Genomic DNA, 22,985 nt, shown 5'->3' on the forward strand with positions numbered 1-22,985 from the left:
GACACGGGTTGCAGCGCAACATTAGAGCATGATCCCGAAAAGTGGGAACCGGTTTTCGGAAAAAGATCCTGCAAAAAAAGAAAAAGAGCAGCTGTGATGCAAATACCATCACAGCTGCTTTTGTGAACCGGAAGGCGGTTTGGACTGCGAGGTTTTTGGAAGGGGGCGCTTACTCCACCGTCACCGATTTCGCCAGATTGCGCGGCTGGTCGACATCGGTGCCCATGAACACGGCGGTGAAATAGGCGAGCATCTGGATCGGCAGCGCGTAGATGATCGGCGAGATGATTTCCGGCACGTCCGGCAGCACGATCGTCTCCATTGTCTTGACGCTGGTAAGTGCCGCGCCCTTGCTGTCGGTGATCAGGATGATCTTGCCGCCGCGCGCCGCCACTTCCTGCATGTTCGACACGGTCTTTTCGAAGATGCGGTCGTGCGGTGCGATGACGATGACAGGCATGTTCTCGTCGATCAGCGCGATCGGCCCATGCTTCAGCTCGCCCGCGGCATAGCCCTCGGCGTGGATATAGGAGATTTCCTTGAGTTTTAGGGCGCCTTCCATGGCCAGCGGAAAATTGGTGTCGCGGCCGAGATAGAGCACGTTCTTGTAGTGTGCGAGGTCGCGCGCGATCTTTTCGATCTGATGGTCGAGCTTCAGCACCTGGTTGGCGTAACGCGGCGCCTCCGACAACTCGCGCACAAAGGTGTTTTCCTGCTGACGCGAGATCGTGCCGCGCGCCACGCCGGCACGCACGGCAAGCGATGCCAGCACCGAAAGCTGGCACGTGAAGGCCTTGGTCGAGGCAACGCCGATCTCCGGGCCGGCGAGCGTCGGCAGCACGACGTCGGATTCGCGCGCCATGGTCGATTCGCGGACATTGACGAGCGCGCCGATCTTCATCCCCGCCTTGCGACAATAGCGCAGCGAGGCCAGCGTGTCGGCGGTCTCGCCCGATTGCGAGATGAAGAAGGCGGCATCATTCGCTGACAGCGGCATTTCGCGATAGCGGAATTCGGAGGCGACATCGATGTCGACCGGCAGCCGCGCGTAGCGTTCGAACCAGTACTTGCCGATCAGGCCGGCGAGATACGCGGTGCCGCAGGCCGAAATCGCCAGCCGGTCGATCTTGGCAAAATCGAACGGCAGGTCGAGCGGCTTGGACACGCCACCAACGAAGTCGAGATAATTCGCCAGCGTGTGCGAGATCACTTCGGGCTGTTCATGGATTTCCTTCTCCATGAAATGGCGCCGGTTGCCCTTGTCGACCATGAAGCTGGTCGAGAGCGACTGCTGCCGCTTGCGGTCGACCTTGTTGCCGTCGATGTCGAAGATCGTGACGCCGTCGCGGCGCACCACCGCCCAATCGCCATCTTCGAGATAGGTGATCGAATTGGTGAACGGGGCGAGCGCGATGGCGTCGGAACCCAGGAACATCTCGCCGTCGCCATGGCCGACAGCCAGCGGCGGGCCATTGCGGGCGCCGACGATCAGGTCCTCGTCGCCTTTGAACATGATGGCCAGCGCGAAGGCGCCTTCCAGCCGCTTCAGCGCCTGGTGCGCGGCCTCGACAGGCTTCAGCCCCCTGGCCAGTTCGCGCGCCACCAGATGGGCGACGACCTCGGTGTCGGTCTGCGAAGAAAAGCTGTAGCCGTCACGCTTCAACTCGTCGCGCAATTCCGCGAAGTTCTCGATGATGCCGTTGTGGACGATGGCGACGCCGTCGGAAAAATGCGGATGCGCATTGGTCTCGTTGGGCACACCGTGCGTTGCCCAGCGCGTGTGGCCGATACCGATCGTGCCATCGAGCGGATCGTCCTTGAGCCGACGTTCGAGGTTGATCAGCTTGCCTTCGGCGCGCCTGCGTGCAAGCTGACCATGTTCGATGGTGGCGACGCCGGCCGAGTCATAGCCGCGATATTCGAGCCGTTTCAGCGCGTCGACGATGAGCGGCGCAACCTGCGAGTGGCCGACGATTCCAACGATACCGCACATGCAGACAGCCCCCAATTCCCCATGGAAAACCAGCACTATTTAGGGATGGCCGGCCTGCCGCGAAAGTCACATTGCATTTCGCCCCGTGTAACGGAACGCTTCTGTACGCATGCACCATGACAGACCGCTCTTGCAATCCGGTTACTGCAATCATTCGGTTTTTCAGCCATTCGGTTCCCGGTCGGGAAATGTTTGGCTAAGCTCCTACCATGAACGAAACCATATCAACCATTACACTCTGGCGCCCGGTCGGACCTGACGAGCTGAAACTCATCGAGGCTTCGGACATGCGGGCGTTTCCGCCGCGCCTGCCCGAACAGCCGATCTTCTATCCGGTCCTGTCGGAAGCCTATGCCGTGCAGATCGCGCGCGACTGGAACGTGCCGGCAAGCGGAGCAGGCTTCGTGACGCGGTTTGACGTGCTGAAAAGCTTTCTCGACCGCTACCGGGTCGAGCACGCCGGCAGCAAGGCGCATCTCGAATACTGGATACCCGCCGAGGACCTCGATGATTTCAACAAAGCCATCGTCGGCAAGATCGAGGTGACCGCCGCCTTCGACAAGGACATGACCGGCTAGCTAGTGGTCGGCGCCGGCAGCCTTTTTCTTCGCGGCCGCGGCCGAAGCAAACCGCTCGCGCAATTCCTTGGCTTTGCCGGGGATTGTCTTCTGGCGGGCGCGACCGAAGGCCAGCGCATCGTCCGGCACGCTTTCGGTGATGACGCTGCCCGACGCGATGTAGCCGCGCCTGCCGATGGTGACAGGCGCCACCAGAGAGGAGTTCGATCCGATAAAGGCGCCCTCGCCGATGTCGGTGAAGAATTTCGAGTAGCCGTCGTAATTGCAGGTGATGGCGCCGGCCCCGATGTTGGCGCCCGCGCCGACGCGGGCATCGCCGATATAGGTCAGGTGATTGACCTTGGCGCCGTCCTCGATGGTCGCCTGCTTGACTTCGCAGAAATTGCCGACCTTGGCCTTGTTCCTGAGATCGGCTCCCGGTCGCAGCCGAGCGAATGGCCCAACTTCGCAATTCGAGGCGATGGTGGCACCCTCGAAATGGCTGAAGGCATGGATCTTGGCGCCGGTGGCGATCTTCACACCCGGACCGAACCAGACATTGGGCTCGACGATCGTGTCGGCGCCGATTTCGGTATCATGCGAGAAATACACGGTCTCCGGCGCGATCAGCGTCACGCCCGACAGCATCGCCTCGTGGCGGCGGCGCGCCTGCCAGATACCTTCGGCCTGCGCCAGTTCGGCGCGGTTGTTGATGCCGAGCGCGCTTTCGAAGCTGGTCTCGGTGGCCACGACATCGAGGCCTTTCGCGGTGGCAATCTCGACGATGTCAGTGAGATAGTACTCGCCCTTGGTGTTCTTGTTGCCGACCGCATCGAGCAGCGTCAGCGCCTGGCTGCCGGCCACCGCCATCATGCCGGCATTGCAAAAGCCGATCTTCCTTTCCTCCGCGCTGCAGTCCTTCTCCTCGCGGACGGCAATCAGCTTGCCGCCTTTTTCGATCAGCCTGCCATAGCCGGTCGGATTGGGCGGGCGGAAACCGATGACCACGACGGCAGCACCTTCCGCCAGTTTCAGCCGCGCCACGGTGAGCGCGTCGGCGTCGATCAACGGTGTGTCGCCGAACATCACCAGGATATCGTTGTAACCCTTTGATATCGCTTCACGCGCGGCAAGCACCGCATGCGCGGTGCCAAGCCGCTTTTCCTGCACGAAGGTCTCGGCCTTCGGCGCGAATTTCGCGGCTGCCTTGCGCATCTCGTCGGCGCCATGACCGATCACCAGCGCCTGGCTGCCAGCACCGGCGGCCTCGGCCGCCTTCACCACATGGGCGACCATCGGCAGCCCGGCGATCTGGTGCAGCACCTTCGGCAGCGTGCTCTTCATGCGCGTGCCTTCGCCGGCGGCGAGGATGACGGACAGGCAGGATCTCTGGCTCATGGGTGAACAACCATATGAAAAGGGTTGGGAATCAAGACAGGATAGCAGTGGCGCCTTGCTGCACCAATGCGGTTAAATTCCGGTGAGATGGTAGAGCAGCTGACTCTTAATCAGCGAGCCCACGCCGCGCCTTTCGCATCTTAGGCAAGGGGATCACCCCAGTCGTCCGAGCACCGGGAAATTCTCGAGCAGCCAGTAGGATACGGTCTGTACGCCGCCAGTGAGGAAAAACACCCCGGCGACGACCAGCAGCGCGCCAATGGCCTTCTCGACGCGGCCGAGATGGACGCGGAATTTGCCGAGGAAGCGCATGAAGGCGCCGGAAAACAGCGCCGCGATGAGGAACGGGATGCCGAGGCCAAGCGAATAGGCGGCGAGCAGCAGCGCGCCCTCGCCCACCGTCTCGCGGCCGCCGGCCAGCGTCAGGATCGGCCCCAGCACCGGGCCGATGCAGGGCGTCCAGCCGAACGCGAAGGCCAGTCCCATGACATAGGCGGCGATCGCACTTGCCGGCTTGCCCTGCGACTGGAAGCGCGCCTCGCGCGACAACAGCGGAATGCGCAAGATGCCGAGGAAATTCAGGCCCATCAGGATGATCAGCACGCCAGCGGCCATCGCCAGCGGCTCCTGCCAGACCCGCAGCCAGTGGCCGATGGTCGAGGCGCCGGCGCCGAGCGCGACGAACACGGTCGAGAAGCCGAGCACGAAGGCGATCGAGGCATAGAGCAGCGCGCCGCGCGCGCCCTCACGAGCCGTCACGCCCGCATTGCCACGAAAATCGTCGACCGAGACGCCGGCCATATAGCAGAGATAGGGCGGCACCAGCGGCAGCACGCAGGGTGACAGGAACGAGATCGCTCCCGCCCCGACCGCGCTGACATAGCCGATGTCCAATGCCATTCCAAAGCTCCGACCGTTCCGGCGCCGATATAGGCTCGACCTTGCTTCTCCACCAATCACCATTTTGTGGCAAGTCGTCGCGGCATGTGCAGGTCGGGGAAGAAACGCCGGCTCGCAAGCGTTGATACAGCGAGGCCGCGATTTCCCGCGCGCCTCCAGATATCAGCCAGGGAGATTTCCATGAAAACCATAACCGTAGGGCTGGCCGCGCTTTTGCTGAGCACCGCCGCATCCTTCGCCGCCGAGGCGTGGAAGGAAGCTGAGGTCAATGGCACCAAGATCTACACCGACGCCAACGGCATGACGCTTTATACCTATGACAAGGATGAGAAGGGCAAGACCAATTGCTACGACAAGTGCGCCACCAACTGGCCGCCGCTGAAGGCCGAGGCCGGCGCCAAGGCGGATGACGAATGGAGCGTCGTCGACCGCACCGACGGCACCAAGATGTGGGCCTATGATGGCAAGCCGGTCTATACCTTCATCAAGGACAAGAAGGCCGGCGATGTGACCGGCGACGGTGTCGGCGAGGTCTGGCACATCGTCAAGGCCGACTGAGTTCTCAATCCGGGTCCTGCCGCTGGCGGGACTTCGGCTGGCTGCCGGGTATCCCTCCAAACCCGGCGGCTGGCACCAAACAAGCTCTCATAGCGTCTACCCCTGCGATACCCGGCCGGCTTTCCTCGACTCGGCAGTAAAATGAATCGGCTCGTTTCCGCTGCCTCGGACTGCCATCTCCCTTTCCCGGAATACTGTGATTTTCTCCATACACTCTAAGAGTGTATTGCTGCGGACAGCCCTGCAATTTGGGCACTTCCCCTTGACCAGATGCAAAAGCGCGGCCATGTGAGCGGCAAATAGAACGAGATTTCGTCGCGCGCAGCGGAATTCTTCTGCCGCATCACAGCTGATATGAGACCTCATGGACGTCGTCGTCGTCGAATCGCCGGCCAAGGCAAAGACAATCAACAAATACCTCGGCAAGAACTACAAGGTTCTGGCCTCGTTCGGCCATGTCCGCGATTTGCCGGCCAAGGATGGCTCGGTACGTCCGGACGAAGATTTCGCCATGTCCTGGGCGGTCGACACCGCCTCGGGCAAGCGGCTTGCCGACATAGCCAAGGCGGTCAAGGATGCCGATGGCCTGATCCTCGCCACCGACCCTGATCGTGAGGGTGAAGCCATTTCCTGGCACGTGCTGGAAGTGCTGAAGCAGAAGCGTGCGCTGAAGGACAAGCCGGTCAGCCGCGTCGTTTTCAACGCCATTACCAAGTCGTCGGTGCTGGAGGCGATGGCCAATCCGCGCCAGATCGATGCGCCGCTGGTCGATGCCTATCTGGCGCGCCGGGCTCTCGACTATCTCGTCGGCTTCACGCTGTCGCCGGTTCTGTGGCGCAAACTGCCGGGCGCCCGTTCCGCCGGCCGCGTCCAGTCTGTCGCGTTGCGTCTGGTCTGCGACCGCGAATCCGAGATCGAGCGCTTCATCCGCGAGGAATACTGGCAGATCGCTGCCCTCCTCGGCACGCCGCGCAACGAGAACTTCGAAGCGCGGCTGACCGCCTTCGATCGCAAGAAGCTGCAAAAGCTTGACATTTCCAACAAGGCGCACGCCGACGACATCAAGTCGATGCTCGAAGGCGCGACCTTCAAGGCAGTGTCGGTCGAAGCCAAGCCGACCAAGCGCAATCCCGGCCCGCCCTTCACCACCTCGACGCTGCAGCAGGCCGCCTCATCGGGCCTCGGCTTCTCGGCCAGCCGCACCATGCAGGTGGCGCAGCGCCTCTACGAAGGCATGGAAATCGGCGGCGAGACGACCGGCCTGATCACCTATATGCGAACCGACGGCGTGCAGATGGCGCCGGAGGCGATCTCGGCCGCCCGTGACGCCATCGCCAAGGAATTCGGACCCAAATACCTTCCGGAGAAGCCGCGCCTTTATACCACCAAGGCCAAGAACGCCCAGGAAGCGCACGAAGCGATCCGCCCGACGGATTTCATGCGCACCCCGGCTTCAGTCAGGCAATATCTCGATTCCGACCAGATGCGGCTTTATGAGTTGATCTGGAAACGCGCCATCGCCAGCCAGATGCAGCCGGCCGAGATCGAACGCACCACGGCCGAGATCGAGGCCGTCAACGGCGCCCGCACCGCCGAGCTTCGCGCCATCGGTTCGGTCGTTCGCTTCGACGGCTTCATCGCTGCCTACACCGACCAGAAGGACGACGATTCGGAAGACGAGGAAAATCGCCGCCTGCCGGAAATCCGCGCCGGCGAGCAGCTTGCCCGTCAGGCGATCAACGCCACCCAGCACACCACCGAGCCGCCGCCGCGTTACTCCGAAGCCTCGCTGATCAAGAAGCTGGAAGAGCTCGGCATAGGCCGGCCGTCGACCTACACGGCGATCCTGAAGACGCTCGAGGACCGCGACTACGTCACCATCGACAAACGCCGGCTGGTGCCGCAGGCCAAGGGCCGGTTGCTGTCGGCCTTCCTCGAAAGCTTCTTCGAACGCTATGTCGAATACGACTTCACCGCCTCGCTTGAGGAGAAGCTCGACGAGATCTCCGACGGCAAGCTCGCCTGGAAGGACGTGCTGCGCGATTTCTGGAAGGATTTTTCAGGCGCCGTTGCCGACATCAAGGAATTGCGCGTCACCGACGTGCTCGACGCACTCAACGAAGAACTGGCCCCGCTGGTATTTCCGACGCGTGAGGACGGCTCGAACCCCCGCATCTGCCCGAAATGCGGCACCGGCAATCTGTCGCTGAAGCTTGGCAAATTCGGCGCCTTTGTCGGCTGCTCGAACTATCCCGAATGCTCCTTCACCCGCCAGCTCGGCGATGCCGCCAACCCCAATGGCGAGAACGGCAATGGCGAGGACGGCACCAAGGTCATCGGCAAGGATCCCTATACGTCAGAGGAAATCACGCTGCGCAGCGGCCGCTTCGGCCCCTATCTGCAGCGCGGCGACGGCAAGGAGGCCAAGCGATCCAGCCTGCCCAAGGGCTGGACGGCTGAGACCATCGACCACGAGAAGGCGCTCGCCCTGCTGTCGCTGCCACGCGATGTCGGCCAGCACCCGGAATCCGGCAAGATGATCTCGGCCGGGCTCGGCCGCTATGGTCCGTTCGTGCTGCATGACGGCACATACGCCAATCTCGACAGCATCGAGGACGTGTTCTCGATCGGCCTCAATCGCGCCGTGTCGGTGATCGCCGAGAAGCAGTTGAAGGGCAAGGGCGGGCGCAATGGCGGCACAGCCGCCGCCTTGAAGGAGCTTGGCGACCATCCCGATGGCGGCGGCAAGATCGTCGTGCGTGACGGCAAATACGGGCCCTACGTGAATTTCGGCAAGGTGAATGCCACCCTGCCCAAAGGCAAGGATCCGCAATCGGTGACGGTTGAGGACGCGCTGGCGCTGATAGCCGAGAAGGAAGCCAAGGGCGGCGGCGGCAAGAAGCCGTTCCGCAAGGCTGCAGCGGCCAAGGTGCCGGCAACCGGAAAGACGACGGCCAAGAAAACGGCGGCCAAAAAGCCGGCCGCGAAGAAAAAAGGGTAGGACGGCGTGGCGCGCAGGATCACCGGTAGAAGCCACGGCGATCCGCGCACCGCCGACACGAGGGCCAAGGTCAAGGACGACTATCGGCCCTCGCGTGACGAAATCCTGCGCTACATCGCCGAAAATCCCGATCGCGCCGGCAAACGCGACATCGCCAAGGCGTTCGCGTTGCGCGGCGACGACCGCATCTGGCTGAAGGATATTTTGCGCGACCTGCAGGACGAAGGCGTCCTGACCAAGGAGCGCAAAAAACTCGCCCGCGTTGGCGCCCTGCCCCACGTCGCCGTGCTCGATATCTTTGGCCGTGACGGCGACGGCATTTTGCTGGCGCATCCAGCGGAAGCCGTCGGCACTAGTGAGCCACCCGTTGTCTCCATCCGGATCTCGCGCAGCGGCAACGGCCCGGTGCCCGGCATCGGCGACCGCGTGCTGGCCAAGACCTTTCCGACCAACGAAGCGACAGGCCCCGCCTATACCGGGCGGGTGATGAAGATCTTCGAGAAGCGCAGCGATGCGGTTCTCGGTGTCTTTCGCATCTTGCAAGACGGCACCTTCCGCATCGAGCCGGTCGAGCGGCGCCAGCCCGAACTGATCGTCGACAAGGAATTCCAGAACGGCGCCAGGAACGGCGACCTCGTCGAGGTCGAGCCCGCGCGCGCCTCCCGCTATGGGCTGCCGAGGGCCAAGGTGCTCAACGTGCTGGGTTCGCTGACCAGCGAAAAGGCGGTCTCGATGATCGCCATCCACGCGCATGACATTCCGCATATTTTTCCTGCCGACGTCATCGCCGAGTCCGAAGCGGTCAAGCCCGCAACGATGGATCAACGCGAGGACTGGCGCGACCTGCCGCTGGTTACCATCGATCCGGCCGACGCCAAGGACCATGACGACGCCGTCTTCGCCACCCCCGATCTCGACGAGAAGAACCCGGGCGGCGTGGTCGCCACAGTGGCGATCGCCGATGTCGCCGCCTACATCCGCTATGGCACGGCACTCGACCGCGAAGCGCTGAAACGCGGCAATTCGGTCTATTTCCCGGATCGCGTCGTGCCGATGCTGCCCGAGCGCATCTCCAACGATCTCTGCTCGCTGCGCGAAGGTCAGGACCGCCCGGCGCTGGCGGTGCGCATGGTTTTTTCGGCCGACGGCCGCAAGCTCCGGCACTCCTTCCATCGCGTGATGATGAAGTCGGCGGCAAAACTTGCCTACCAACAAGCCCAGGCGGCGATCGACGGCGTGCCGGACGACAAGACCGGTCCGATCCTCGACACCGTGCTGAAGCCGCTGTGGGACGCCTATGCGATCCTGAAGCGTGGCCGCGACGGCCGCCAGCCGCTCGAGCTCGACCTGCCCGAGCGCAAGATCCTGCTCAAGCCCGATGGCACAGTCGATCGCGTCATCGTCCCGGAGCGGCTCGATGCTCACAAGCTGATCGAAGAATTCATGATCCAGGCCAATGTTGCCGCGGCCGAGACGCTGGAGGCGAAGAAGCAGGCACTGGTCTACCGCGTCCATGACGCGCCTTCGTTGGCCAAGCAGGAATCGCTGCGCGAATTCCTTCAGACGCTCGGGCTGTCGCTGGCGCGCGGCGCGCAGATGCGGCCAAGCCAGTTCAACGGCATTCTGGAGGGCGTGCGCGGCGCCGACAATGAAGGCCTGGTCAACGAGGTGGTGCTGCGCTCGCAGAGCCAGGCTGAATATTCGCCCAAGAACATCGGCCATTTCGGCCTGAACCTCAGGCGCTACGCGCATTTCACCTCGCCGATCCGCCGCTACGCCGACCTGATCGTGCATCGCGGACTTATCGCCGCACTCGGCCTCGGTCCGGGCGGGCTGACGCAGGACGAGGAGGCGCGGCTCGAAGACATTGGCGTGCTGATCTCAGCCACGGAACGGCGCGCGATGGCGGCCGAGCGCGATACAGTCGACCGGCTGATCGCCGCCTATCTCGCCGAGCGCGTCGACGACCGGTTCGACGCCCGCATCTCCGGCGTCACCAAATCGGGACTATTTGTCCAATTGCCGCAGTATGGCGCGGATGGTTTCATCCCGGTGTCAACTTTGAATGGCGATTACTATATATACGACGAAGCGGCCCGCTCCCTGTTCGGAGAACGTTCGGGCAAAGGCTACCAGCTCGCGGATCGCGTTGAGGTCCGGCTCGTCGAGGTGGCACCAATGGCCGGCGCGATGCGCTTCGAGATGTTGACCGACCCGAAGCCTTTGCCAGGTTCCAAGCGGTCGTTTCACAAGGCCAAGGGCCGCGCCCGCGCGTCGCAATCGCGACCCGGTCCGCGCGGCAGGAGAAGATGATGGCAACAGCCATGGAAGACCAGGTTTTCGGCGGCGAACATCACTCGGGTCGGGCCGCCCGCCCGCTGTGGACGGCGATGAAACGCGGCATGCTCGGCCGCTGCCCGCATTGCGGCGAAGGCAAGTTGTTTCGCGCCTTCACCAAGACCGTCGATAAATGCAGCGTCTGCGGCGAGGAATTGTACCACCACCGCGCCGACGACCTTCCAGCCTATCTCGTCATCGTCATCGTCGGCCACATCGTGCTTGGCGCCTTCATGGCTGTCGAGGCGACATCGACACTGTCCACCTGGCAACACATCGCCATCTGGGTACCGCTGACCATCATTCTGGCGGTGGGGCTGCTACAGCCGGTCAAGGGTGCCGTCATCGGACTGCAATGGGCCTTCTATATGCACGGATTTGGCGGCGAGCATGACGTGATCGACCCCCATAACGGGGTCTAGGTCAAAGTTGGCTGCGCTCGCTGGTGCAACATACCGACCGTGAAAGGCCACTTTCGCTTGCCAGAAGTTTCCGCTAGGTCCTGCGCATGGACGGTATGACCAAGGCGGAAGTCGACAGGATCGAGCGGAGCATGATCGCACACAGCGACCAGCCAATTCGCCCGCGCGACGCGGCGACCCTGATCCTGCTCGACCGCGAGGGCGACGAGGTGGTGGTCCTGATGGGCCGTCGTCATGCCGGCCACGCCTTCATGCCAGGCAAGTTCGTCTTTCCCGGCGGCCGCACCGATCCGGCCGACAGCCGCATCGCGGTCGCCGCCGCTTTGCATCCGGAGCAGGAGGCAAAGTTGATCGCCGGGCCGGGCCGTACAAGCGCTGCGCGGGCCCGCGCCATTGCCTTGTCGGCCATTCGCGAGACCTATGAGGAAGCCGGGCTGCTGATCGGCCGCAAAGGTACTTTCGCCACCGCCAGACCCGATTGGCAGGGCTTTGCCGAACACGGCGTGCAACCCTCTCTCGACATGCTGCGCTTCGTCGCGCGCGCCATCACGCCACCCAACCGGGTGCGCCGCTTCGACACACGTTTCTTCAGCGCCTGGCGCGATGACGTCGCCGTCGAACTGCCGGGTGGCGGCCCGACCAATGAACTCGAAGAACTGGTCTGGCTGCCGCTGGCCAAGGCCAGGGAAGCCGACATACCCGACATCACCCGAACGATCCTGGACGAGCTCGAAAAGCGCCTCGCCCATGATCCGCAGTTGCGTCCGGGCGGTCCTGTGCCCTTCTACCGGCTAGTCCGCAACCGCTTCACCCGCGAAATTCTGTAGAACATCGAGTATTCAGACATCCCATGACGGTCGATACCCAACCACAGGGCGACGAACGCGTACACTGGCTGCCGATGGTGGCGGCGATCTCGTCGATCAGCGTCGTCGGCATCGCCATCGGCCTCGGTATGCCGCTGCTCAGCGTCATTCTCGAAACGCGCGGCCATTCGGCTTCGATGATCGGCCTCAACACGGCCGTCGCCGGCCTGGCCTCGATCGCCGGTGCCCCGCTGGCGACGCCACTCGCCATGCGCTTCGGCGTGGCCTGGACGATGATTGCCATGATTGCCACCGGCGCCCTGGCCTTCGTCGGCTTCCACTTCGCGCCGGATTTCTGGATGTGGTTTCCGCTTCGTATCGTGCTGCACATCGCGCTGACGGTGCTGTTCATCCTGTCGGAGTTCTGGATCAGCACCTCGGCGCCGCCACATCGGCGTGGCCTTGTGCTCGGCATCTACGCCACTGTCCTGTCGCTCGGCTTTGCTGCGGGGCCGTGGCTGTTTGCCCATCTCGGCAGTTCGGGCTTCAGGCCATTCGGCGTCATCATCGCATTGGTGACGCTGGCCGCCATTCCGGTGCTGGCGGCGCGCAATGAGAGCCCGACCATCGCTTCCGATGGCGAAACCAGCAATTTCCTGCGCTACATCTGGCTGGTGCCGTCGGCAACTGCCGCCGTGCTGGTATTCGGCGCGGTCGAAACCGGCGGCTTTGCGTTGTTCCCGGTCTATGGCAACCGCATCGGCTACTCCGAGGCCGACGCAGCCCTTCTCCTGACCATGATCGGCCTCGGCAATGTGCTGCTGCAGATCCCTATCGGCATGATCAGCGACCGCGTCAGCGACCGCCGCTATCTGCTGATTGCCTGCGCCACCGTCGGCCTTGCCGGCACGGTCTTCATGCCCTTCTTCGCGCAGAACTGGCACCTGATGGCGGCCCTTCTGTTCGTCTGGGGCGGCGTCGTTGCAGCCATGTACACGATCGGCCTTGCCCATCTCGGCTCGCAGCTCTCCGGCCACGAACTGGCGTCGGCCAACGCCGCCTTCGTGCTCTGCTACGGCGTCGGCATGGTGCTCGGTCCGCAAGCGATCGGCATCGGCATGGATGCGTTCGGTCCGTCCGGCTTCGGCTGGTCGCTCGGCCTGTTCTTCGCCGCCTACATCGGCCTGGTCAGCGTCAGGCTGGTCCGCAAGATCCTCCTGTAGCGCGAACGCTGCTTCCAGCCTGCATTTCACGCGGCGACACGACAGGCTGCTGACAGAACCGTGTCAGCAGCCTCCGGTTATAAGGTTCCCTCAAAATATCTGAAGTTGAGGATCCTCCCATGATCGACAGCGGCTTTGAAACCACTTCGTTGCGAATGACATTGCTCCTGCTGGTGACCTTTCAGGCGCCGGCCGCCGATGTCGACCGCATCATGGATGCGGTGGTGGCGATAGCGCCGCTGGCGATGGGCAAATATGACCGCAACGCCTACCAGTCGGCACATGGCATCGAACGCTACAGGCCGCTCGACGGGGCGGCCGCCGGCGCCGAGACCGAGTTGCGGCGTCGCCCCGGCACAGTCGAGGTTTCGTTCGAACTGCCCGACGACCAGATGCTGGCCGCGCGCGTCGTCGAGGCGATTTTCCAGGCGCACTCCTACCAGGAGCCGGTGATCCGCATCCAGCCGATCCTGGCCAGCCGCTCCAAGGGGCTGGACGACCGCGCCAATCCGAATCGCTGGTGGAACACCACCGGAGACTGGAAGAAGGTTGCGGCGCCCGCGAGAGAAAGCGCATGATTTGAGGCTACTGGCCTGCTCTGGCGGGTGGTACGAGCTTCGCCGGGCTTGACTTTCCAGGCACGTTCTTTATGTGTCGCGCCAAGTTTCCCGCGTCCGGGTGTTTCCCCGTGCTCCAGCGGCCAAAACCCCACGAACATAACGGACTGAAATCATGGCCAAAGCCGCAAACATCAAGATCAAGCTTCTGTCGACCGCCGACACCGGTTTCTTCTACGTGACCAGCAAGAACAGCCGCACCAAGACCGACAAGCTGTCGTTCCGCAAGTACGACCCGGTCGCCAAGAAGCACGTCGAGTTCAAGGAAACCAAGATCAAGTAATCTGGTTTCTCCTAAAATGCCGAAACGCCGCCCATTGGGCGGCGTTTTCGTTTGCAGGACCATCGGACGGCAGCCCGTTGAGGCGTTACGTTTTTCCCGGAATTTCCTCGGAGTCGCCGTGATGGTGCGGTCGCCTGGGTCGCCATTTCACCGGGCAGGCTGGCGTGGCTGGAATTTTGCCAGCCACCGGCGGACGCGGAAAATACTGCGTGGTGACCTGAACCGCCCCGGCTGTCGCCTCATCGAACAACAGCTCGATCAGTTTCAAGGCCTCGTCGAGGCCTGATGAAATGCCTCCACCGGTCAACCGGTTGCCGGATTTGACGAAGCGCGCATGCGCCGTATCGACCTCGATCTTGGGGAAACTCTGCAGGCATTTGACGAACGCCCAATGCGTCGTGGCTTTGTGACCGTCGAGCAGCCCGGCGCGTGCCAGCAACAATGCACCCTCGCATACGGAGCAAACCCAGAGCGCATCCGCCGCTACCTGTCGTAGGTAGGCGAGAAAAGGCGAATTGGCATTCGACATGATTGCGCTCAACGCTTCCGGCGCACCGCCCGGGACCCAGAGGACATCGAGCGTTGGCGTTTCGGCAAAGCTGGCATGGGCTTCGAAACGCAACCCGTTCACGGTCGTGACCGGGCCACCATCGGCGGAGAGGATCTGGCAATCGAGACCCTTCGCCGGGTCGACCCATTTGAACATCTCGTAGGGCCCGGCCACGTCGAGCAAGTCCACGCCGTCATAGACTGGAATCCCGAGTTTCATGGCCTCCCCTCCTCCTGCTTCCGCAAATCACTATGCAGCAGCCGGCACCGGTCTAGCCAATGCGATCGCCGCTTTTCGGATCGAACAGATGCAGTAGTGCCGGGTCGGCCGACAGCCGTACCACATCGCCGGGCTTCACGCCGGCGCGGCCCATGGCGAAGACGCAAAGCTGCTGGCCAGCCAGCTTGACGTAGAACTGCGTCGAAAGCCCGAGCGGCTCCACCACCCCCACCTCGCCCTGCAATTCTCCGTCAGCGGCCAGCCTGATGTGCTCGGGCCGCAGGCCGACGGTGATGACGTCACCGTCCTTCAGCGCCAGGCCATCCGGCAGGCGCAACGCCTGGCCGTCGGCCAGCATGGCTTCCGACGTGCCCCCCTTTCGCACCGTCGCCGGCAGGAAATTCATACCCGGTGAGCCGATAAAGCCGGCGACGAACATGTTTGCCGGCCGGTCATAGAGATCCAGCGGCGCGCCGACCTGCTGGATCAGCCCGTCATGCATGACGACGATCCTGTCGGCCATGGTCATGGCCTCAATCTGGTCGTGGGTGACGTAGACCGAAGTGGTCTTCAACTGCTGGTGCAGCGCCTTGATCTCGGCACGCATATGGACGCGCAGTTTGGCGTCGAGGTTCGACAACGGCTCATCAAACAGAAACACCTTGGGATCGCGCACGATGGCGCGGCCCATGGCGACGCGCTGGCGCTGACCGCCGGACAACTGCCGCGGCAGGCGCTGCAGGAAAGTGTCGAGCCCGAGCCGCTTGGCCGCACCGTCCACCCGCGCGTCGATCGCCGGCTTCTCGGCCTTGCGCAGCATCAGGCTGAATCCCATGTTCTTCGATACGTCCATATGCGGGTAGAGCGCGTAGGACTGGAACACCATGGCGATGTCGCGGTCCTTCGGTGCGACGTCGTTGACCAGCCGCTCGCCGATGCGGATCTCGCCGCCGGAAGCCTCCTCCAACCCGGCGATCATGCGCAAAAGCGTGGACTTGCCGCAGCCTGACGGACCAACCAGGACGACGAACTCGCCATCGGCGATCTCAAGGTCGACCGCGTGCAGGACACGGACAGTGCCATAATCCTTGCGGACCTTATCGAGCGTAACAGAGGCCATCGATCTATCCTTTTACGGCGCCGGCGGTCAGGCCGGTGACGAGATAGCGTTGCAGAAAAGCGAAGAAGATGCAGACCGGGATCAGCGCCAGGATCGACGCCGCCATCATCTGCCCCCAGTCGACGGCGAATTTGCCGATGAAGGTGAGCAGGCCGACCGCGAAGGTCTTCTGGTCGTCACTGGAAATCAGCATCAGCGCGAACAGTAGCTCGCTCCAGGCCGCGGTGAAGACGAAGCCGAGCGTCGCGCCCATGCCCGGCAGCGTCAGCGGGACGATCACCTTGCGCATCGCCTGCGCGCGTGTGCACCCGTCGATCATCGCCGCTTCTTCCAGGTCCTTCGGGATGCCGTCGAAGAAGGATTGCATCAGAAAGGTGGCAAAGGCGGTGTTGAAGGCGGTGTAAATGATGATCAGCCCGGTCAGGCTGTTGATCAGCCCGATCTGCCCCATGACGCGGTAGATCGGCGGAATGACCATCACCAGCGGAAACGTCTGGGTCAACAATAGCATCAGAGCCAGTGCTGCCTTGCCGCGAAAGGTGAAGCGCGACATGGCGTAGCCGGCGAGCGTGGCGACGACCGTCACCAGTGCCGCCGTCGACACCGAGACGATGACGCTGTTGAGGAAATAGCGTGGGAAATCGGTGGCCTCTAGCACGGTGACGAAATTCTGCAATGTCATCTGCGAGGGCCAGAAGGTGATGCCTTCGGAATAGAGAAGCCGCTCCGGAGTGACCGAGATCTTCAGCGTCCAGTAGATCGGGAACAGCGCAAAGATCACGTAAGCCGCGACGGCGGCGTAGAGGCCGATGCCGCCGAAGAAGCGCTGCGAGGCTGAGCGTCCTGCGATCATCAGACGTGCCTCACCAGGGAGCGGCGGATGCCTATCAGTGCGATCGCATAGGCAATGAGCAGGACGAGCAGCAGCACGGCCACCGCCGAGGCATAGCCCTTGTCCAGCGACTTGAAGGCGCTGACATAGATGTAGACCGGCACCGTGTTGGTCGAGCCTGCCGGTCCGCCCTCGGTCATGACGAAGATGAGGTCGGCGAAGGTGGCGATCCAGATGGTGCGCAGCATCACCGTGATGGCAATGGTCGGCGCCAGGAACGGCAGCGTCACTTTGGTGAAGCGCTGCCAGGGCGAAGCGCCGTCGATCGCCGCCGCCTCATGCAATTCCGATGGAATGGATTTCAGCGCCGCCAGCAGCGTGATGGCGAAGAATGGAATGCCGAACCAGATATTGGCGACGATCGGTCCCCACATGGCGGTCGAGGGATCGGACAGAACATTGGTCGGTTCGGCCTTCAGCCCCAATGCATACAGCCAGTGCGGCAATGGGCCGATGATCGGATTGAACAGCCATGCCCAGGTCAGGCCTGACAGGAAGGACGGCACCGCCCAGGGCAGGAACACCAGGGCCTGCACCACCTTGCGGCCCGGGAATGGCTTGTCGAGCAGCAGCGCCAGGCCGAGACCGAGGAAGAACTGGAAGAACAGGCTGGCGACGGTCCACCACAGCGTGTTGACCAGCGCCTGCCCGAGCACCGGGTCCGACAGCATCGCCCGATACTGTGCGAGCCCGACATATTCCGACTTGAAAGCCGAGAATTTGCGGAAGGAGTAGCTGATGCCGATGACCAGCGGCACCAGAAGCACCACGACCAGAAGGATGATCGCCGGGCTGAGATAGAGCCAGGGCTCGATGGCGGCGTGCGATCGCCACTTGCGACGCGGCTTGCCGGCGGATCGTATTTCGGACACGGCATAGGTCATTGGGGGCTCTACGGTGAAAGGTGGATGCCGGCGTCGGCGACAGCGTCCTTCTCCCCGTTTCACGGGGAGAAGATGCCGGCAGGCAGATGAGGGGCTGCGCAAACCTTCAAACGATGGCGCCGCCCCTAATCCGTCACTTCGTGACACCTTCTCCCCGTGAACGGGGAGAAGGGAACAAAACTACTTCTTGTTCTTCGCCAGCCAGTCCTGCTGTTCCTTGGTCAGGAAGGCAGCCCATTGGTCGGCGACGTCCTTGGCCGTCTTCTGGCCAAGCAGCACTTCCTGGAAATTCTTGATCGCCACCTGGTCGACGAAATTGCCAAGGTTCTCCAGATGCGTCGGCGGCGTAACCATTTCATACTTGGAGGTGTCGCTCAGCTCCGTGAACCAGCCCTTGAACTGCTCGGTCTTGAAATGGGGATCCTGGTCGGCCCCGTTGTGGATCGGGACGACGCCAACCTCCTTGGCCCATTCCAGATTGTCCTTGGGCGACAGCAGCGTCGCCATCAGCTTCCAGGCGTCGTCCTTGTGCTGCGAGTTGGCGAACATCGCCCAGCCGGCATAGCCGAGCGTCGGATAAGACTTGCCGCTCGGCCCGACCGGCAATGGCGCCACCGCGAAGTCTTCGGCACTCATCTTGTCGGCGATACCGAGCAGTGCGTCCGGATCCTGGTTGAGCATGGCGCAGGTACCGGAATAGAAGCCGGTGACCGTCTCGTTGAAGCCCCAGCTCACAGCATCCTTCGGCGCCAGCCCGTTCTTGTACATGTCGGCCAGCATCTGCAGACCCTTGACCGAGCCTTCGTCGTTGATGGTCGAGGTGCCATCCTCGTTGAAATAGCCGCCCTTGCCAGCTGCGATATTCATGAACATGTGCATGCCGTTGAAGGCGCCCGGACCGCCGCGCAGGCAGTAGCCATATTTGCCCGGTATTGCCGAGATCTTCTTGGAGTCGGCGATGAAATCGTCGAGCGTCGCCGGCGGGCCGTCTAGGCCGGCTTCCTTGAACAGCTTCTTGTTCCAGAACAGCGCGTTCACGTAGTAGCCGTACGGGATCATGAACTGCGTGTTGTTGACGGTCGAGCCGAACTGCTTGGCGCGCTCGCCGAGCGTCTTGGCGTCGTCCCACTTGGCCATGTAGGGGCCGAGATCCTCGAGCTGGGCATTGTTGGCATAGAGGCCCATCCAGCGTTCCGGCATCTCGACCACATCGGGCGTATCGCCGGCCTGCACCATGGTCAGGAATTTTTCGAAGGCCTGGCCCCAGGGCAGCGAGATCAGCTCGACCTTGACGCCGGGATTGGCGGTTTCGAATTCGGCGATCTGTTTCTTGAGGAATTCGGTGCGCGGCGGGCTGGTGATGACTTCGACCATCTTGAGGGTCGAATCGGCCACAGCACTTCCGGCGGAAATCGCCAGCCCCGCAACGGTGGCAAGCATAACGGTCAGTTTTTTCATGTTCAAGACTCCCATTTTGAACCCGCTTGTTATTTTCTGGCTTTTTCGAAGGCCTGGGCGACGTCCGCCCACAGGTCTTCGACACTTTCCAATCCGACATTGAAGCGGATGGTTCGGGGGCTGACGCCGAAGCGCGCCATCGAATTCAGGCCCGGCGTCTGCTCGAGCGACGCCTTGGCAGGCACGACCAGGCTCTCATGCCCACCCCAGCTGACGCCGATGCGGAAATAGTTGAGCGCGTCGACGAAGACGGGAATGTCGATATCGTCCGTCACCTCGAAGGAGAACAGCCCGGCATAGCCGGCCAGCGTCGCCTTGCCGGGATGGTTCGAATAGGCGGGATGGTTGACGCGCTCGACATTGGCATGCGCCTTCAGCCGCTCGGCGAGGGTCAGGCCGCTCTTCATGTGGTGCGGCAGGCGCAGCGGCAGTGTGCGCAAGCCGCGCAGGAGCAGCCAGGCCTCGAACGGCGACAGCTTGCCGCCGAGATAGGAATAGGTCTGCTCGTTGATATGCTTGATATGGGCAGCAGATCCGGCCACAACGCCGGCCACGGTGTCGCTGTGGCCACCGAGATATTTCGAGGCCGAGTGCAGCACCAGGTCGACGCCATGGGTGATCGGCTTCTGGAACACCGGCGTTGCCCAGGAATTGTCGATGCTGGTGATGATGCCCTGCTCCTTCGCCAACCGCGTCAGATGCGCGATGTCCTGCAACTCGAACATCATCGAGGTCGGGCTTTCCAGGTAGAGAAGCTTGGCGCCGGGAAGTGCCGCCGCGACCGCGTCAGGGTCGGAGCCATCGACGTAGTCGACCTTGATGTTGAGACGCGGCAAGAGCCGCTCGAACAGCCGGTAGGCATCGCCGTAGCAATTGCGCACCGCCACGATGCGCTCGCCGGCACCGACGAAAGCAAGCACGGTGGCGCTGATCGCGGCCATGCCGCTGGAAAAGCCGCGCGCGGCCTCAGCGCCCTCGAGCGCGGCCACACGCGCCTCGAACTCCATCACCGTCGGATTGTCGCCGCGCGAATAGATCGGCTGCTTTCGTTTGCCGGCGAAAGTGTCGGCCATCTCGGCATAGTTGGCAAAGGTGAACAGCGAGGTCTGGTAGATCGGCGGCACCACCGCGCCGCCCGGGAATGGCTCGTCATGCGCCAGCAGCGTTGCCGCCTCGGCGAGATAATCGTGGTCGAAACCGGATGGCTGCTCGTTCATGTCTGGCTCGAAAGTTTGAGTTTGGCCGCACCGCGCTTCAGATCGTCCTCGACGGTGGCGATCAGCTTGAGCGCCTCGGCGCGGGCGCCTTGCGGGTCACGCGCGGCGATGCATTCGTAGATGGTGCGGTGATAGGGAAAGCTGGCATGGCCAAAGTCGCGCACGCCGAGCGGATGCTCCCAAAAGCGATGGAACAACTCGTGCATGGCGGCGATGATCTGCTCGAACAGCGGATTGCCGGAGACCCGGTAGATCGCCTGGTGGAACTCCCAGTCCTCTTCCGACGACATGCCGTCGCGCGTGCGAAACGCCTGCTCCATGATGTCGAGCTTGCGCGCGATCTCGGCAATGTCGGTCTGGCTTGCACGCTCGGCACAGAGTGCGGCGGCCTCCGCTTCCAGCGCGCGGCGGATTTCCAGCGTCTGCATCAGGCTGGTGAAATCATTGCCGCCCGCCAGCGTCAGCGGCATATGCAGCATGCCGGGTGAAACGGCCGCCTTGAGGTAGGTTCCGCTGCCCTGCCGGCGCTCGACCAGACCGAGCCCTTCCCAGCGCGTCAGCGCCTCACGCACAGTGTTGCGGCTGACCTTCAACCGTTCTGCAAGAATACGCTCTGTCGGAAGTCGCTCGCCGGGCTGCAAGGCTTCGGCGCGAACAAACCCAACCAACGCCTTCAGCACGGCGTCATCGCGCGCCGTCGTCTGAATGGGTGGCAGGCTGTTCTGGTCCACGCTCTCTCCAAGTGGTCCAATGGTCCAACCAATTCTGCATGGATAAAAGCTCCTGTCAATCGGTTGTCAGCAGACCGCGCCGCCACAAGCGGCGACGCGATGCGTTTCAAGAGGTTACGTCTACTTCATAGCCGTGGCGCCACGGCAGGCGGGCCGAACCAGGCTGTCAGCGCCTCGGCAAGCCCAAGACGGGTTCCGTCCCCTACCCAGGCCACATAGCCGTCGGGCCGGATCAACACCGCGGTCGGAGCGGCAACGGGACCAAGGACCGGAAGCTCCCATGGTCCGGAATATGTGGCGTCGATCTGCTGGACCCGATCTGCCCACGGTGTCATGTCGAAGCCGCCTGGCTGACCGAAGTTCAGCATGACCGGCCGGGCATCGTGCAGCAGGGCAAAGACTCTTAGCGGGCCGTTGGCAGTGAGCAGGTCGAGGTCGGGCATCCGCCGGCCGAGAAGAGGATGCCCCTCGCCGAGATTGTAGTGAACGCCCAGACCGGACATCTCGCCGGCCATTCGTCTGCGCGGTTCGTCCATCCCGAGCAGTTCGGCAACGATGTCGCCCATGGCCTTGCCACGGTCGTCCGTTCGCCGTAGCGCAACCTGTGCCATCGTGTTCTGCAAGACACGGGCGGCGACCGGGTGGCGCTCAGCCTGGTAGGTATCGAGGAGGCTCTCCGGTGAGATCCGCTTGACCACCTGCGCCAGCTTCCAGCCGAGGTTCACCGCATCCTGTACGCCGATGTTGAGACCCTGCCCGCCCATCGGGGGATGGATGTGCGCGGCATCGCCCGCCAGCAGGACGCGTCTGTCACGATAGGTCGCGGCTTGCCGCGTCATGTCGGTAAATCGTGAGAGCCAAGTCGGACTGTGGACTCCATAGTCGGTCCCATAGATGGCAACCAGCGCCTCGCTGAGATCGCGAAGCGTGGGTTCTCCACCAGTCTCCAGTCGCGGTTCTGTCAGCACGACGCCGACTGTCCCACCCTCTCCGGTTTTGCCCAAAGCGTGGATACCGGAGTCCGTGTTCCGGAAGCCGAATGGCGGCTCCTCAGACATCTCGACTTCGGCGATCATCCAGCTCATCGTCGGATCCCATCCGGCGAATTCGATGCCGGCTGCTTTTCGGATGAGGCTTCGCCCTCCGTCGCAGCCCACCAGATAATGTGTCTTCATACGTTGGCTATCGGCCAACTCGATGATGACCCCGCTGTCGTCTTGCGCCAACGCCGCGACCTCCTGCCCGCGATAGATCGGCACTTTCAACTCGTCGACCCAACCGGCCAATATGCGTTCAATGTGGTTTTGACGCAGCCCGAGCAGGCAGTTGTGCCGCGTTGGAAAGTCGCTGATGTCCAGCCGGATCATGTGGAAGCCCACGACCTGAAAGCGTTGTCCTCGCGACAAAAACCGGTCGGCGATCCCACGCTGATCCAGAACTTCGATCGTGCGTGCATGCAGGCCGCCCGCACGCAAGCCAACAAGCTCCTGGTTGGGACGCCGTTCGACAATGGCAACGTCGACACCCGCCAGCGCGAGTTCAGCTGCCAGCATCAACCCTGTCGGGCCACCTCCGGCAACCACCACCGCATGATCGGTCATTACGGCCATTGTCGCACTCTCCGTTCCGTACCCTCGGGTTAGGCCGACGGTTTTACGGGAGGAGCCGGGTCTTGCCGCAAGCCCCTTGTGCGCCATATGTACGAACTGGAGAGGGTACTCTTCCCTGCAGGTCGCCAGCGACGAACAAAGCTTCTCGCGCAATGAGAGTGCGCGCCATATGGCTATCGCCGCTGATCCAAGAGAACGGGGTCCGGATT

General features: G+C 62.8%; 20 protein-coding genes. 9 read left to right on the forward strand and 11 right to left on the reverse strand.

All coding sequences use genetic code 11. The features are described from left to right. Positions 1–169: 169 nt before the first annotated feature. Complete coding sequence (glmS, locus tag AC1DZP_RS16350; RefSeq protein WP_477303765.1) at positions 170–1,993, reverse strand: glutamine--fructose-6-phosphate transaminase (isomerizing); 1,824 nt, start codon at positions 1,991–1,993, stop codon at positions 170–172. Positions 1,994–2,202: 209 nt separating this feature from the next. Between glmS and AC1DZP_RS16355 the strand changes: the two genes are divergently transcribed. Then, positions 2,203–2,571 carry an ADP-ribosylation/crystallin J1 gene (locus tag AC1DZP_RS16355; protein WP_477303767.1) on the forward strand — a complete coding sequence of 123 codons (369 nt, stop codon included), beginning with the start codon at positions 2,203–2,205 and terminating at the stop codon, positions 2,569–2,571. On the opposite strand, the gene glmU is transcribed toward AC1DZP_RS16355, so the two are convergent. Together glmU and AC1DZP_RS16365 are read right to left on the reverse strand one after the other, a co-directional pair. Next, positions 2,572–3,948: a bifunctional UDP-N-acetylglucosamine diphosphorylase/glucosamine-1-phosphate N-acetyltransferase GlmU gene (gene glmU, locus AC1DZP_RS16360; RefSeq protein WP_477303769.1), complete on the reverse strand. Its 1,377-nt coding sequence runs from the start codon at positions 3,946–3,948 to the stop codon at positions 2,572–2,574. Positions 3,949–4,101: 153 nt separating this feature from the next. Continuing rightward, positions 4,102–4,848: a cytochrome c biogenesis CcdA family protein gene (locus tag AC1DZP_RS16365; protein ID WP_184873922.1), complete on the reverse strand. Its 747-nt coding sequence runs from the start codon at positions 4,846–4,848 to the stop codon at positions 4,102–4,104. A 180-nt stretch (positions 4,849–5,028) separates the two neighbouring features. Here AC1DZP_RS16365 and AC1DZP_RS16370 point away from each other — a divergent pair, with 180 nt between their 5' ends. The 8 genes from AC1DZP_RS16370 (at position 5,029) to rpmG (ending at position 14,095) form a co-directional block, all read left to right on the forward strand. Continuing rightward, positions 5,029–5,406 (forward strand): COG4315 family predicted lipoprotein, encoded by a 378-nt coding sequence (locus tag AC1DZP_RS16370; RefSeq protein ID WP_477303771.1) that lies wholly within the window; start codon positions 5,029–5,031, stop codon positions 5,404–5,406. A gap of 364 nt (positions 5,407–5,770) precedes the next feature. Beyond that, on the forward strand, positions 5,771–8,407 hold the full coding sequence (gene topA / locus AC1DZP_RS16375) for a type I DNA topoisomerase (protein ID WP_477303773.1): 2,637 nt from the start codon (positions 5,771–5,773) through the stop codon (positions 8,405–8,407). A gap of 6 nt (positions 8,408–8,413) precedes the next feature. Next, positions 8,414–10,720: a ribonuclease R gene (gene rnr, locus AC1DZP_RS16380; protein ID WP_477303775.1), complete on the forward strand. Its 2,307-nt coding sequence runs from the start codon at positions 8,414–8,416 to the stop codon at positions 10,718–10,720. Between the two features lie 11 nt (positions 10,721–10,731). Beyond that, entirely contained in the window at positions 10,732–11,166 is a 435-nt protein-coding gene (locus AC1DZP_RS16385) for a DUF983 domain-containing protein (RefSeq protein ID WP_477304183.1), read from the forward strand. A gap of 86 nt (positions 11,167–11,252) precedes the next feature. Next, on the forward strand, positions 11,253–11,993 hold the full coding sequence (locus tag AC1DZP_RS16390) for an NUDIX hydrolase (protein ID WP_477303777.1): 741 nt from the start codon (positions 11,253–11,255) through the stop codon (positions 11,991–11,993). 23 nt (positions 11,994–12,016) lie between these two features. Then, positions 12,017–13,195: an MFS transporter gene (locus AC1DZP_RS16395; protein ID WP_457152722.1), complete on the forward strand. Its 1,179-nt coding sequence runs from the start codon at positions 12,017–12,019 to the stop codon at positions 13,193–13,195. Positions 13,196–13,314: 119 nt separating this feature from the next. After that, positions 13,315–13,773 (forward strand): YqfO family protein, encoded by a 459-nt coding sequence (locus tag AC1DZP_RS16400; RefSeq protein WP_477303779.1) that lies wholly within the window; start codon positions 13,315–13,317, stop codon positions 13,771–13,773. Positions 13,774–13,927: 154 nt separating this feature from the next. Then, on the forward strand, positions 13,928–14,095 hold the full coding sequence (gene rpmG / locus AC1DZP_RS16405; RefSeq protein WP_006201775.1) for a 50S ribosomal protein L33: 168 nt from the start codon (positions 13,928–13,930) through the stop codon (positions 14,093–14,095). An 85-nt stretch (positions 14,096–14,180) separates the two neighbouring features. Here the strand turns inward: rpmG and AC1DZP_RS16410 are convergent, their stop codons facing one another. The 8 genes from AC1DZP_RS16410 to AC1DZP_RS16445 form a co-directional block, all read right to left on the reverse strand. Continuing rightward, positions 14,181–14,864 carry a DJ-1/PfpI family protein gene (locus AC1DZP_RS16410; protein WP_477303781.1) on the reverse strand — a complete coding sequence of 228 codons (684 nt, stop codon included), beginning with the start codon at positions 14,862–14,864 and terminating at the stop codon, positions 14,181–14,183. 52 nt (positions 14,865–14,916) lie between these two features. Then, positions 14,917–15,984: an ABC transporter ATP-binding protein gene (locus AC1DZP_RS16415; protein WP_477303783.1), complete on the reverse strand. Its 1,068-nt coding sequence runs from the start codon at positions 15,982–15,984 to the stop codon at positions 14,917–14,919. Positions 15,985–15,988: 4 nt separating this feature from the next. Next, positions 15,989–16,837 (reverse strand): carbohydrate ABC transporter permease, encoded by an 849-nt coding sequence (locus tag AC1DZP_RS16420; RefSeq protein WP_095085142.1) that lies wholly within the window; start codon positions 16,835–16,837, stop codon positions 15,989–15,991. Further along, the gene (locus AC1DZP_RS16425) at positions 16,837–17,760 is read right to left on the reverse strand and encodes a carbohydrate ABC transporter permease (RefSeq protein WP_477303785.1); all 924 of its coding nucleotides are present in this window, start codon (positions 17,758–17,760) and stop codon (positions 16,837–16,839) included. The genes AC1DZP_RS16420 and AC1DZP_RS16425 overlap by 1 nt, the downstream gene beginning before the upstream one ends. 180 nt (positions 17,761–17,940) lie before the next feature. Then, on the reverse strand, positions 17,941–19,218 hold the full coding sequence (locus AC1DZP_RS16430) for an ABC transporter substrate-binding protein (RefSeq protein WP_477303787.1): 1,278 nt from the start codon (positions 19,216–19,218) through the stop codon (positions 17,941–17,943). A gap of 29 nt (positions 19,219–19,247) precedes the next feature. Continuing rightward, the gene (locus AC1DZP_RS16435; RefSeq protein ID WP_477303789.1) at positions 19,248–20,435 is read right to left on the reverse strand and encodes a PLP-dependent transferase; all 1,188 of its coding nucleotides are present in this window, start codon (positions 20,433–20,435) and stop codon (positions 19,248–19,250) included. Beyond that, on the reverse strand, positions 20,432–21,166 hold the full coding sequence (locus tag AC1DZP_RS16440; RefSeq protein ID WP_457153576.1) for a FadR/GntR family transcriptional regulator: 735 nt from the start codon (positions 21,164–21,166) through the stop codon (positions 20,432–20,434). Before AC1DZP_RS16440 ends, AC1DZP_RS16435 begins: the two co-directional genes overlap by 4 nt. A gap of 125 nt (positions 21,167–21,291) precedes the next feature. Continuing rightward, a complete protein-coding gene (locus AC1DZP_RS16445) occupies positions 21,292–22,767 on the reverse strand; it encodes an FAD-dependent monooxygenase (RefSeq protein ID WP_477303791.1) in 1,476 nt (491 codons plus the stop codon). Positions 22,768–22,985: the final 218 nt, after the last annotated feature.

The organism is Mesorhizobium sp. P2_F8 (assembly GCF_056403655.1).